13 protein-coding genes and 1 tRNA gene are annotated in these 12246 nt (G+C 67.6%); 11 read left to right on the top strand and 3 right to left on the bottom strand.

All coding sequences use genetic code 11. The annotated features are described in order from the left end of the window. Positions 1–47: 47 nt before the first annotated feature. A complete protein-coding gene (gene ykgO / locus B2U11_RS07410; protein WP_031448545.1) occupies positions 48–173 on the bottom strand; it encodes a type B 50S ribosomal protein L36 in 126 nt (41 codons plus the stop codon). 290 nt (positions 174–463) lie between these two features. Further along, positions 464–540: transfer RNA gene (locus B2U11_RS07405), tRNA-Ala, on the bottom strand. A gap of 183 nt (positions 541–723) precedes the next feature. Between B2U11_RS07405 and B2U11_RS07400 the strand changes: the two genes are divergently transcribed. After that, on the top strand, positions 724–2010 hold the full coding sequence (locus B2U11_RS07400; RefSeq protein ID WP_292070872.1) for a lytic murein transglycosylase: 1287 nt from the start codon (positions 724–726) through the stop codon (positions 2008–2010). Between the two features lie 162 nt (positions 2011–2172). Here the strand turns inward: B2U11_RS07400 and cysS are convergent, their stop codons facing one another. Continuing rightward, positions 2173–3582, bottom strand: a complete 1410-nt coding sequence (gene cysS / locus B2U11_RS07395; RefSeq protein WP_292070871.1) for a cysteine--tRNA ligase — start codon at positions 3580–3582, stop codon at positions 2173–2175. Between the two features lie 129 nt (positions 3583–3711). Here cysS and folE point away from each other — a divergent pair, with 129 nt between their 5' ends. From folE to B2U11_RS07345, 10 genes are all read left to right on the top strand, one after another. Then, on the top strand, positions 3712–4329 hold the full coding sequence (gene folE, locus B2U11_RS07390) for a GTP cyclohydrolase I FolE (RefSeq protein WP_292070870.1): 618 nt from the start codon (positions 3712–3714) through the stop codon (positions 4327–4329). Between the two features lie 153 nt (positions 4330–4482). Beyond that, the gene (locus B2U11_RS07385; protein WP_201215860.1) at positions 4483–4920 is read left to right on the top strand and encodes a biopolymer transporter ExbD; all 438 of its coding nucleotides are present in this window, start codon (positions 4483–4485) and stop codon (positions 4918–4920) included. A gap of 128 nt (positions 4921–5048) precedes the next feature. Continuing rightward, on the top strand, positions 5049–6884 hold the full coding sequence (locus tag B2U11_RS07380) for a gamma-glutamyltransferase family protein (RefSeq protein ID WP_292070869.1): 1836 nt from the start codon (positions 5049–5051) through the stop codon (positions 6882–6884). A 51-nt stretch (positions 6885–6935) separates the two neighbouring features. Then, positions 6936–7160, top strand: coding sequence for an AbrB/MazE/SpoVT family DNA-binding domain-containing protein (locus tag B2U11_RS07375; protein WP_292070868.1), 225 nt, complete (start codon positions 6936–6938; stop codon positions 7158–7160). Then, positions 7157–7567, top strand: a complete 411-nt coding sequence (locus tag B2U11_RS07370; protein ID WP_292070867.1) for a type II toxin-antitoxin system VapC family toxin — start codon at positions 7157–7159, stop codon at positions 7565–7567. The genes B2U11_RS07375 and B2U11_RS07370 overlap by 4 nt, the downstream gene beginning before the upstream one ends. Beyond that, positions 7564–7908, top strand: coding sequence for an MmcQ/YjbR family DNA-binding protein (locus B2U11_RS07365; protein WP_292070866.1), 345 nt, complete (start codon positions 7564–7566; stop codon positions 7906–7908). Before B2U11_RS07370 ends, B2U11_RS07365 begins: the two co-directional genes overlap by 4 nt. Before the next feature lie 63 nt (positions 7909–7971). Further along, positions 7972–8850: a serine aminopeptidase domain-containing protein gene (locus tag B2U11_RS07360; RefSeq protein ID WP_292070865.1), complete on the top strand. Its 879-nt coding sequence runs from the start codon at positions 7972–7974 to the stop codon at positions 8848–8850. 33 nt (positions 8851–8883) lie between these two features. Continuing rightward, on the top strand, positions 8884–9726 hold the full coding sequence (locus tag B2U11_RS07355) for an aldo/keto reductase (RefSeq protein ID WP_201215806.1): 843 nt from the start codon (positions 8884–8886) through the stop codon (positions 9724–9726). A gap of 45 nt (positions 9727–9771) precedes the next feature. Then, positions 9772–10506, top strand: coding sequence for a sulfotransferase family 2 domain-containing protein (locus B2U11_RS07350; RefSeq protein ID WP_201215809.1), 735 nt, complete (start codon positions 9772–9774; stop codon positions 10504–10506). Positions 10507–10514: 8 nt separating this feature from the next. Further along, entirely contained in the window at positions 10515–12044 is a 1530-nt protein-coding gene (locus B2U11_RS07345) for a UbiD family decarboxylase (RefSeq protein ID WP_292070864.1), read from the top strand. Positions 12045–12246 lie beyond the last annotated feature (202 nt).

Genomic DNA, 12246 nt, shown 5'->3' with positions numbered 1-12246 from the left:
CTTCGGGCTGCTTGAGCGCAGGGCCTCTCGCGAGGCTCAGGAAAGCCTTAGCCCTGCTTGGCCTTGAAGCGCGGGTCGGTCTTGTTGATGACATAGACCCGGCCCTTGCGACGCACGACCTTGCAGTCGCGGTGACGGGTCTTCAGGGACTTGAGCGAGCTGCGGACCTTCATGGTCGGACGTCCTGAGAGAAACCAATAGAAAAGCCGCTGACCCGTTGGGATCGCGGCGGAGGCGGTGCGTATAGAGAGGCGACTCCCATGCGTCAAGCCGAAAGGGCGTGAAACTGGGCATTCTCCCGGCCCCGCGATCCATTGTGATTTGCCGGCCGTCCCCACCCGGTCGCTGCGCGACCACCCTCCCCGGACGGGGAGGGAGAGGCGAACGTGATCAAACAGCGCGAAGGGGGCGGCACGCCCAACACGTGCTCAAGTAGCCCGAAGGGCGATAGCACAAAAGAATATGGAGGCCTGACCTCCGAGTCGAACGGAGGGTTTACGGGGTTGCACGCCCGTCGCGTCGCCACTCCGCCATCAGGCCGTCAGAGGGAACGGTGCGCTATTACGCCGCAGCACCCGAACAGGTCGAGAAAATTCAGGGTTAACGACGGCAAATGGGGAGGCGCGGCGCACGATTTCGCGCGACAGGCGTTTGATGGCGAAAGCGCGGCCTTCGCGCGGTTGTCATTTCCCCTGATGCGCGAGCCGCTTTAAGTTGATTCCCATGCGCTTTTCCTCCCGCCTGCTTCTGATCGGCTGCGTTTCGGCCTGTGCGCCCATGCTGCCCGAACCGCCGCTTCCGACCCTGCCCGCCCCCGCGCCGTCGCCCGCGCCCCAGGCTCCTGCGCCCCAGCCGGCGCCGGCCCCGACGACACCGCCGCTGGCCGCCTATGACCAGCAAGGGTTCGACGGCTGGAAGCAGAGCTTCCTGGCCCGCGCCAGCAGCGCCAAGCGCGCGGCCTACGCCCGCGAGATGGAGGGACTGACGCCCGACCCCAGCGTGGTGCGCCTGGACCGCAACCAGCCGGAGTTCTCGCGCCCGGCTGGCGTCTATGTGCAGAATGCGGCGACGCCCGTCCGCATCGCCCAGGCCAAGCAGCGCATCGACCGCGTGCCGTGGTCGGTGGTGCAGCGGTTCGGCGTGCCCAGCGAGATCCTTGTCGGGATCTGGGCGCAGGAAAGCGCCTTTGGCCAGGTGCAGGGCGACTATGACGTGATCCGTTCGCTAGCCACGCTGGCCTATGACGGGCGCCGCCGCGAATGGGCCGAAGGGCAGCTGACGCACGCCCTGGACATCGTGGTGGACGGCCGGCGCGAGCGCGCGGGGCTGAAGGGCAGTTGGGCCGGGGCCATGGGCCAGACCCAGTTCATGCCCGACAACTATCTGCGGCTGGGCGTCGACCAGGACGGCGACGGCCATGTCGACATCTGGGGCGACGACGCCGACGCCCTGGCCTCGGCCGCCAATCTGCTGGCGCAGGCCGGATGGAAGCGCGGCCAGACCTGGGGCTATGAGGTGACCCTGCCGACGGGGTTCGACTACGCCGAGGCGGAAGGGCCGAAACATCCCTGGAGCTACTGGGTCGGCAAAGGCGTGCGCCTGGCCCAGGGCGGGACGCCGAACGGCGCCGAGGCGCAGGAGCCGGCGGCCATCCTCCTGCCGCAGGGCGCCAACGGGCCGGCCTTCCTGGCCCTGCCGAACCACTATGTGATCCGGGCCTACAACAACTCGGTGTCCTATGCGCTGGCCATCGGGCTGATCGCGGACGGGGTCCAGGGCAAGCCTGCCCTGACCAAGGCCTGGCCGAACGACGCGCCCCTGACCCGCGATCAACGGATCGGCGCCCAGAACGCGCTGACGCGGATGGGATACGACACCAAGGGCGTCGACGGCGTCATCGGCGCCAACACCCGCGCGGCCCTGCGTCGCTGGCAGTTGGCCAACGGACGGACGGCCGACGGCTATCTGACCGCGGAGTTGGCCGACGAACTGGTGCGCCGGGCGGGCTGAGGTCGCCAACCTTCCCCTGCTTGTCGGGGAAGTGTCAGCGCGTCGAGCGAAGCGAGACGGCTGACGATGGGGGAAGCATCTCTCTGAAGACTTCCCTCTCCGACCCTGGTTCGCTGCGCGAACGACGGGCCACCTCTCCCGCAGGCGGGAGAGGATTTGGGGCTAGCCCTTCACACGCCAGGTGGCGCCGGTCGGGCCGTCCATGACGATGACATTCAGTTGGTTCAGGCGGTCGCGGATGCGATCGGCCTCGGGCCAGTCCTTGGCGACGCGGGCGGCGGCGCGGCGCTCCAGCAGGGTCTCGACCTCGGCGCGCAGGGCGACGGATACCTCGCCCTCCAGCCAGGCGGCGGGGTCTGCCTGGAGCACGCCCAGGATGGAGGCGCAGGCGACCAGACGACCGCGGGCCTGGGCCACGGCGTCCAGATCGCCCGCGGTCATGCCGCGCTCGATCTCGCTGGACAGGGCGAACAGCGCGGCCATGGCGCCGGGCGTGTTCAGGTCGTCCTCGATGGACTTCAGGAAGCCGGCGGGCGGGTCAATGTCGGGGGTTTCGACGCCGGCCGAACGGTGAAGGGCGCCGTAGAGACGGTCCAGCGACTTCCTGGACTGATCCAGCAGGCCCTGGTTCCAGTCCAGAGGCTGGCGGTAGTGGGCGCTGAGCAGGGCCCAGCGAACGACCTCGCCCGGCATGGCCTGGACCAGGTCGTGCAGCAGCAGGACGTTGCCGATCGACTTGGACATCTTCTCGGCGTCCACGGTCAGGAAGCCGTTGTGCATCCAGTAGCGGGCGTATTCGTCGTGGGCCTGGTCGCCGTGGGCATGGCCGTGGGCGCAGACGCCCTGGGCGATCTCGTTTTCATGGTGGGGGAACACCAGGTCGATGCCGCCGCCATGAATGTCGATGGGCAGACCCAGAGCCTGTTCGATCATGGCCGAGCATTCGATGTGCCAGCCGGGGCGCCCTTCGCCCCAGGGCGAGGGCCAGGACGGCTCGTCGGGTTTGGACGGCTTCCACAGGACGAAGTCGTGCGGGTTCTTCTTGTAGGGGGCGACCTCGACGCGGGCGCCGGCGATCATGTCGTCCAGGTTCCGGCCCGAAAGCGCGCCGTAGGCCGGATAGGACGAGACGTCGAACAGGACGTGCCCTTCCGCCGCATAGGCGCAGCCGGCGTCGACGATGGCCTGGATCTGGTTGACGATGGCGGGGATGTAGTTGGTGACGTGGGGGGCCAGGTCGGGCGGCGAGACGTTCAGCAAGCCCATGTCGGCCAGATAGGCGGCCTCGTAGCGGGCCGTGACCTCGCCGATCGGCACGCCTTCGCGGGCGGCCTTCTGATTGATCTTGTCGTCCACGTCGGTGACGTTGCGGGCGTAGATCACCTTGTCCGAGCCGTAGGTCCGGCGCAGCAGGCGCACCAGCACGTCGAACACCACCGGCGGGCGGGCGTTGCCGATGTGGGCGTAGTCGTAGACCGTCGGGCCGCAGACATAGAGGGTCACCCGGTTCGGATCGCGTGGTTCGAACAGGCGCTTTTCACGGCGCAGGGTGTCGTGGATGTGCAGCGGCATCGGGGAAGTCTTCGCAGGTTTTCTTGCGAGACGGAGGGTCCGTCCCATATAGCGGCCTGATATACAGTCCCGACGGATTGTAGAAGGTAAACCGGGCGGCTTCGCCCGACCGACCGGAAATCAGGTTCAATGAGCGTTACGCCCGCCAAGCCCGTGCTCGTCAGCGACGAGCAGACCGTCAAGCGCCCCAGCCGCGAACAGGCGCTGGAGGCGGTGCGGACCCTGATCGCCTGGGCCGGCGACGACCCCGAGCGGCCCGGCCTGGTCGACACGCCCAAGCGGGTGGTGGACGCCTATGGCGAATGGTTCGACGGCTATGACGCCGATGCGGCCAAGGAGCTGAGCCGGACGTTCGAGGACGTGCAGGGCTATGACGACATGGTCATCCTGCGCGAGATCGAGGTGGAGAGCCATTGCGAGCACCACCTGGCCCCCTTCCTGGGCAAGGCCTATGTCGCCTATCTGCCCGGCGAGAAGGTGGTCGGCATCTCCAAGCTGGCGCGGGTGGTCGAGATCTTCGCGCGGCGCCTGCAGAACCAGGAGACCCTGACCAACGACATCGTCGCCGCCATCGAATCGCACCTGCAGCCCAGAGGCGTGGCGGTGATGATCGACGCGGCCCACCAGTGCATGACCACCCGGGGCGTGCATCATCGGCACGTTTCGACCGTCACGACCCGCTTCACGGGGGCTTTCCGGGATGATCCGGCCCTGACCGAACGTTTCCTGAAGCTGGCCAAGGGCTGACCGGGGGCCTCGGCGAACGAAAATCGCCGCTGCGGAACCTGTGAACGTTGAGAACCGCTTTACAAGCGCGCATCGGGACGCCAAGAGACCTTCACGCCCTCGGGCGACAGAACACGCCGGACGCGGTCCGGCCAGTAGACGGAGACGCACCTCATGGCGGCGAAGCTGAGTGGACCCGGCGGCGGCGACGGCAAGACCATCGAGCAGAATTCCGAGATCAACGTCACCCCGTTCGTGGACGTGATGCTGGTCCTCCTGATCATTTTCATGGTGGCCGCGCCGCTGGCGACCGTGTCGATCCGCCTGGACCTGCCGCCGCCCGTGCCGAACCCGAACGATCCGAACCCCAAGGAGCCGGTCTATGTGACCATCCAGGACTCGGGCTCGCTGTTCATCGCCGACAAGCAGACCACCATCGAGACCATGGCCGCCGACGTGTGCGACGCCCTGGGCGGCGGCGCCTGCCGCGAGGAGCGCGTCTTCATCCGCGCCCAGCCGGAAGTGAAGTACTCGCAGTTCATGGAAGTCATGAACAACCTGCAGGAAAACGGCTTCTTCCAGGTCGGCCTGCTGAACGAAGACATCACCTGAGCCCGAGCGGATCAGGACGAGATCAAGAGGCCGCGCCCTTCGGGACGCGGCCTTTTTCTTTGACCCCGAGGGTTGCCGGGACGGCGAAGGGCGGCCTTGATGCGGTCTGACTGTTCGAGGAGTCCGCCATGCGTCGCCGCACCTTCCTGTCCGCCCTGCCTGCGGGGGCGCTGGTCGCCGCGGCGGCCCCGACCCAGGCGCAGACGTCCGGAGAGGCCCCCTCCTCGACGGCGGCGGCGCCCGCCTCGGCGCAGCCGGCCTATCCCTACGCCGACGTCGGCATCGGCGACCGGGTGACCGGGCCGAAGTTCATGGGCCGCTCCACCGTCTGGGGCGCCAACGGGGCGGCGGCGACGGCGCATCCGGTGGCCAGCCTGGTGGGGATCGACACCCTGAGGCGCGGCGGCTCGGCCATCGACGCGGCCATCGCCATCAATGCGGCGCTGGGCTTTCTGGAGCCGGTCGCCAACGGCATCGGCGGCGACGCCTTCTGCATGTTGTGGGACCCGAAGCTGAAGAAGGTCGTCGGCTTCAATGGCTCGGGCGGCAGTCCGCGCGGCCTGAGCCTTGAGGCGGCCCGGTCCCGGGCCATCGACGGCTACCTGCCCCGTTACGGCGCGGTGACGGTGAACGTGCCGGGCACGGTGGACGCCTGGTGGAGCGCCCACCAGCGCTACGGCAAGCTTGCGTGGAAGGACGTCCTGCTGCCGGTCGCGGAGCTGTGCGAGCAGGGCGTGCCCGTGCCGCAGGTCATCGCCTACTACCTGGAGCGCAACATGGCCGCCTTCGACCGGGGCCGGATCCCGATCGAAGAAAACGACAACCGGAAGCGCATCTGGGCCCCGACCGGCGCGACGCCGAAGGTGGGCGAGGTGTTCGCCAACCCCTTCCTGGGGCGGACCCTGCGGATGATCGCCGAGGGCGGGCGCGACGCCTTCTACGACGGCCCGATCGCCGACAGCATCGAGGCCTATTTCAAGCGCACCGGCGGCTGGATGACCCGCGCCGACCTGGCCGCGCACCGCACCGACTGGGTCGAGCCGATCCGCACCGAATACCGGGGTGTGGGGGTTTACGCCCTGGGACCGAACACCCAGGGGCTGTCGACCAACCAAATCCTGAACATCTGCGAGCAGTTCGATCTGAAGGGCATGGGCTTTCAGTCCGCCGCCTCGCTGCACGTCCAGGCCGAGGCGAAGCGCCTGGCGTTCGAGGATCGCGCCCGATACTTCGCCGATCCCCGCTTCGCCGAAATCCCGATCGACTGGCTGAACTCCAAGGCCTATGCGGCCGAGCGGGCCAGGCTGATCCGACCGGACCGGATCATGGACCGCGTCATGCCCGGCGACGCCCCGCACCACGGCGACACCACCTATTTCAGCGTCGCCGACAGCGACGGCATGATGGTCAGCTGGATCCAGTCCAACTATCGCGGCATGGGCTCGGGCCTGGCGCCGGACGACGGCCATGAGCCGCTGGGCTTCATGTTCCAAGACCGGGGCGAACTGTTCGCCCTGACCGACGGTCATCCCAACGTCTATGCGCCCGGCAAGCGCCCGTTCCAGACCATCATCCCCGGCTTCGCGACCAAGGGGGACCAGCCGTGGATGGCGTTCGGCGTCATGGGCGGGGCCATGCAGCCGCAGGGCCAGGCGCAGATCATCATCAACATGGTCGACTACGGCCTGGATCCGCAGGCGGCGGGCGACGCGCCGCGCTGGCAGCACTACGGCTCGTCCGAGCCGACCGGCCAGCCGCAGGAAGGCGCCGGCGTGCTGCACCTGGAGAGCGGCGTGCCGGAGGCGACCAAGGCCCAGTTGCGCGCGATGGGCTGGACCCTGGGAGAGCCGGACGGCGGCTTCGGCGGCTACCAGAACGTGATGATGCAGCAGAACCCAGGCGGCCGCTGGACCTATGGCGCGGCGACCGAGCTGCGCAAGGACGGCATCGCCATCGCATACTGACGTTGCGCGAGGCGGCTGCAAGTATTACTTTCAGGTCAGAGAGGTAATACCATGCGGATCACATCGAAGGGCCAGGTCACCATCCCCGTCGACATTCGGGAAAAGGCCGGCCTGCTGCCCCATACGGACGTCGAATTCCGCTATGACGGAAATGTCGTGACAGTGACGCGCAAGGCCAGCAGCGAAGGTCGGCGCCGGGTCGAGCGCCTGCGCGGCACCGCGCGCACCGGCGGGCTGAGCACCGACCAGATCATGGCGATGACGCGCGGCGAATGAGCGGCGTGCTGATCGACAGCAATGTCCTGCTGGACATCGCTACGGAAGAGCCGCGCTGGATCGAATGGTCCGTCGCCCGCCTGGCGGAAGTGCTGGACGGCGGCGAGGCCGCCGTCATAAATTCGATCATTTATGCCGAACTATCCGCCGGCTATTCGACCCTGAAGGCGCTGGACATGGTTCTTTCCGACCTGGGCGTCGTTCGCGAAGACCTGCCTTGGCCGGCCGCCTTCGCGGCGGGTCGCGCCTTCGTCGCCTATCGTCGACGCGGCGGAGCCAGGACGTCGCCCCTGCCCGATTTCTTCATCGGCGCGCATGCCCTGGAGGCGGGGCATCGGCTGCTGACGCGCGACGCCTCGCGCTACCGGACCTATTTCCCGGATCTGGAATTGATCGCACCGACATGACCCGCGACGAGGTCCGGGCCATGCTGCTGTCGTTCCCCGGCGTCGAGGACGGCGTGTCCTACGGCGAGCCCTCGTACAAGGTCGCGGGAAAGTTCTTCACCTGGATGTGGCCGAAGACTCCGGGTGACAGCATCGTGGTTCACCTGGACAATCTGGATGAGCGCGAGCTGCTGATAGAGATGTATCCGGAGACCTTCCACGTCACCGACCACCACCGCGACTATCCGATCGTGCTGGCGCGCATCGCCTCGGTCGATCCGAAGTGGCTGAGGGCGGCGCTGGAGCGACGATGGCGCCGGGTCGCGCCCCGTCGGATGGTCACGGCGTTCGACGCCGCTTGACCTGACGCGACGGAAGCCGCCCATGGTCCGTCCGCAATAAAAACGAACAGGGCGGAAACAGCGGTGAAGGTGGAGGATCGCATCGTCAAGGCGGCGGACGGCTGGCCGCTGGAGGCCACGCTGTTCCGGCCGGAAACGCCGAGGATGGCGGTGTTGGTGTCGGCCGGGACGGGCTTTCCGCGTGGCTTCTACGGCCGGTTCGCGCGCTGGATGGCTGGGCGCGGCGCGATCGTCCTGACCTATGATTATCGCGGCATCGGGGGATCCCGGCCCGACGATCTGGCGGGAATGACGATGGACTATCCCGACTGGGGTCGGCTGGACATGCCGGCGGCGCTGAAGGCGCTGAAGGCGACGGCGCCGGGTCTGCCGCTGTTTCATGTCGGGCACAGCGTCGGCGGGCATTTCGTGGGCTTCATGCCCAGTCACGATCAGTTCACGCGACACGCCTTCGTGTCGGTGGGCACGGGCTGGTGGGGCGGCCACCACCGGACCTACAACCCCGTCGAACTGTTCTTCTGGCTGGGCCTGGGGCCGGCGCACCTGAGGCGGCACGGCTATGTGAAGTCGGGCGGCGGCTGGCGCGGGACTGATTTGCCGCGCGGCGTGTTCGAGACCTGGCGACGGTGGTGCCTGAAACCGGCCTATTTCCTGGACGAGTTGAAGACCGGCCGGCTGGAGCCGCAGCATTTCGACCAGGTGCGGACCCCGATCCGATCGTGGGTGTTCCCCGACGATCCCATCGCGACACCCCGCACCGCCGCGCGCCTGCTGGAGGCCTATCCCGCCGCGCCGGCCGAGATCGTGACCCGAACGCCCCGCGACTTCGGCGTTCGCCGCATCGGCCACGAGGGCGCCTTTCGCAAGGGGATGGAGCCCTTGTGGGAAGAAATCCTGGATTGGTTCGACGCCGGCCTTTCGGGCGGGGCCGACGGCGCCTAACTGAACCGTCCCGACGAGTTCAAGGAGCCCCCCATGGCCTATGGCGACCAGCCCACCACGAAGGTGGACGACATCGAGATCCCGCTGCTGGGGTTCGGCACCTGGCAGCTGGAGCCGGACGACGCACGCCGCATGGTGGCCGAGGCCCTGCGGATCGGCTATCGCCACATCGACACCGCCTGGATCTACAAGAACGAGAAGGCGGTCGGCGAGGGCATCCGGGATTCGGGGGTGCCGCGCCAGGATCTGTTCCTGACCACCAAGATCTGGGTCGAGCATTTCGACCGCGAGGGCCTGCTGAAGCAGGCGCGTGAATCGGCCGACAGCCTGGGGACCACCCCCGACCTGCTGCTGCTGCACTGGCCCAAGCCCGCCCCGTCGTTCGAAGAGACGTTGGGCGCGCTGAACGAGGCGAAGGACCAGGGACTGACCCGCTCGATCGGCCTGTCCAACTTCCCCTCGGCCCAGTGGCGCGAGGCCCAGGCGCTGTCGAAGGCCAAGCTGGTGACCAACCAGGTCGAGCACCATCCCTATCTGGGGATCGACGCCCTGGTCGCGACGGCCCGGGCGCTGGGATCGTCCATCACCGCCTGGTCGCCGCTGGCGCAGGGCAAGATCGCCGACGACGCCACCATCGGCGAACTGGCCCGTGCGCACGGCAAGACGCCCGGCCAGATCACCCTGCGTTGGCTGATCCAGAACGGCGTCATCGCCATTCCCCGCACCACCAAGGAAAGTCGCGCGCGCGAGAACTTCGACATCTTCGACTTCGAACTGACGTCGGAGGAGATGCAGCGGATGGACGCGCTGGACCGGGCCGAACGGCTGGGCGACTGGCTGGATCCGGCCTACCAGTGGGATGATCCCAAAGGCTGAGGCCGTGTGCTGGCGTTCGCGGCGGAAGGGGGTAGAAGCAGACCCATGACACCTTCCGCCGCCGCCCCTTCCTCCTTCGCCGGACCCAAACCCTACGATCCGGCCAAGCTGCTGATCTCGCTGCACATCCCCAAGACGGCGGGCACGTCGTTTCGGTCGATCCTGGGCGGCTGGTTCGGCGAGCGGCTGCACAACCACTATCCGGGCTGGCCGACGCCCCTGACGCGCACCGAGGCCCAGGCCGACGCCTGCGTGCATGGCCATTTCACCCGCCGGAACAACTCGGCCATTCGCCAGTACTATCCCGACGCCGAGCAGGTCATCACCGTGATGCGCGATCCGTTCGACCGGATCATCTCGGAATGGCGGTTCAAGAACATGCTGAAGGCCGCCGGCGACCCGGTGGACGAGATGGAGGACGATCCGTCGTTCGACACCTGGTTCGGACGACGCGCCGACGAGGCAGCCGAGCAGCCGATCACCCGCCTGATGATGCAGATGCCGAACGACCTGACGCCGGAGACGGCGCATACCGCGTTCGATCGCGACTTCGTGGCCGTGGGCCTCAGCGAGCGCTTTCCCGAGACGCTGCGCCTGTTCGCCACGGTGCTGGGCAAGCCCGAAGCGGCTGACGAACGGACGAACGTCACGACCTATGGCCAGGCCAGCGATTACGAAGCCTATCGCAGCCGCCACGAACAGGTGTTCCACGCCGACCACGCGATGTACGCCGCCGCCCGCGCGATGTTCGAGCGGCAGATCGCCGACCTGGGGCTCTAGGGGGACTGATGGCCTACAAATCCCTGCGCGACTTCATCGACCAGTTGGAAGCCGACGGCGAGCTGGTGCGGGTGTCCGAGCCCGTGTCCACCGTGCTGGAGATGACCGAGATCCAGACCCGGCTGCTGAGGAACGGCGGGCCGGCGGTGCTGTTCGAAAAGCCGGTGATGCCGGACGGCTCCATCAGCCCCATCCCCTGCCTGGCCAATCTTTTCGGCACGGTGAAGCGCGTGGCCATGGGCGTGACCCTGGAGGGCAAGGATCGAACGACGGCAGGCGAGCTGCGCGAGGTCGGCGAACTGCTGGCCTTCCTGCGAAACCCGACGCCGCCGCGCGGTCTGGGCGACGCGATGGAGATGCTGCCGCTGGCGCAGACCGTCATGTCGATGCGGCCCAAGACGGTGAAGAAGGCCCCGGTGCAGGAGGTGGTGCTGAAGGGCGACCAGATCGACCTGACGGCGCTTCCCGTCCAGTCGTGCTGGCCCGGCGAACCCGCGCCGCTGATCACCTGGGGTCTGGTGGTGACCAAGGGGCCGAGCGACGACCGCGAGGACGACTTCAACCTGGGCATCTATCGGATGCAGGTGCTGGGCAAGGACAAGGCCATCATGCGCTGGCTGGCGCACCGGGGCGGAGCCCAACACTACGCGCGGCACAAGAAGGCCGGAAAGCGCGAGCCCCTGCCCTGCGCCGTGGTGCTGGGCGCCGATCCGGGCACGATCCTGGCGGCGGTGACTCCGGTGCCGGACACCCTGTCGGAATATCAGTTCGCCGGCCTGATGCGGGGCGCCAAGGCCGAGCTAGTACCCTGCAAGACCGTGCCCTTGATGGTTCCGGCCCAGGCCGAAATCGTGCTGGAGGGCCACGTCCTGCTGGACGAGTTCGAGGACGAGGGTCCGTACGGCGACCACACCGGCTATTACAACTCGGTCGAGAAGTTCCCGGTCTTCCAGGTCAGCGCGATCACCATGCGCCGCGACCCCATCTATCTGACCACCTTCACGGGACGGCCGCCGGACGAGCCGAGCGTGCTGGGCGAGGCGCTAAACGAGGTCTTCATCCCCCTGCTGCGCCAGCAGTTCCCCGAGATCGTCGACTTCTGGCTGCCGCCCGAGGGGTGCAGCTACCGCATCGCCGTGGTGTCGATGAAGAAGGCCTATCCGGGCCACGCCAAGCGGGTGATGCTGGGCGTCTGGAGCTATCTGCGCCAGTTCATGTACACCAAGTGGGTCATCGTCGTGGACGATGACATAAACGCCCGCGACTGGAAGGACGTGATGTGGGCCATCTCGACCAAGATGGACCCGGCGCGCGATATCACCGTGATCGAGTCGACGCCGATCGACTATCTGGACTTCGCCTCGCCCGAAAGCGGACTGGGCTCCAAGATCGGCCTGGACGCCACCGACAAATGGCCGCCCGAGACCAAGCGCGAATGGGGCGAGGAAATCCGCATGGACGAGGAGGTGATCGAGCGGGTTAACGACATCTGGGATCGCCTGGGCCTGCCCGGCTACAAGACTCCGATCTGGAAATAGCTGACTTCTACCGGCGGGAGCGGCTGAACGCTTGCCTCATCGGACCATTCTGCCCACCAAAGCGCATGCGCTCCAGCCTCCTGTTCGTCGCCGCCCTTCTGCTCGCGAGTCCCGCCATGTCCCAGACGCCCCCATCGGCCCTGCCCAATGCCGCGCCCTGGGATCAGGCCTTCCTGCCGCCTGCGCCGGCCTGGAACGGCCC

This window comes from Brevundimonas sp. UBA7534 (genome assembly GCF_002479325.1).
Lineage (GTDB): Bacteria > Pseudomonadota > Alphaproteobacteria > Caulobacterales > Caulobacteraceae > Brevundimonas.
This window is presented reverse-complemented; position numbering and strand designations above follow the sequence as displayed.